Source organism: Hungatella sp. SL.1.14 (assembly GCF_024460495.1).
In the GTDB taxonomy this organism is placed as follows: Bacteria; Bacillota; Clostridia; order Lachnospirales; family Lachnospiraceae; genus Hungatella; species Hungatella hathewayi.
The window spans coordinates 1-381 of the sequence record NZ_JANFYJ010000179.1; the positions used below are offsets into that span (position 1 = coordinate 1).

The 381-nt window shown below is 48.0% G+C and carries 1 pseudogene; it reads right to left on the minus strand.

Annotation, left to right across the window (positions count from 1 at the left end):
• Window positions 1-381: pseudogene (locus tag NE473_RS30570) on the minus strand (extracellular solute-binding protein); the annotation flags it as partial.

A 381-nucleotide genomic window follows, 5' to 3' on the forward strand; every position in this document is an offset into this window, starting at 1 on the left:
GCCGTGACATTGGGAAGTGACGGCAGATACTCGTCGAGAGGGATTAAAAGCCCGTCGTCCGCCCATTTGTAAAAAGAGGAATCCGAGGTTTCCTGAAGGAAGACGATATCCGGCAGTTCTCCTGATGCCATGATAACATTTAAACGATCCAGATAATTGTTTATCGGAGGCACCTCAATCTCCAGTTTCACATTGGCCGCTTTTTCAATAGCTTCAATAACCGGATTGTTATCAACCTGGAACTGCGCGTCTACACTGGTTACGATACGAATCGTGGCTGGAGCCTCACCATTTCCATCTGTCTCTGTCTCTTTTTTCCCGCATGCAGCAGTGGATACCGCCAAAACCGCCGCCATGGATAAACACACCACTCTCTTCATA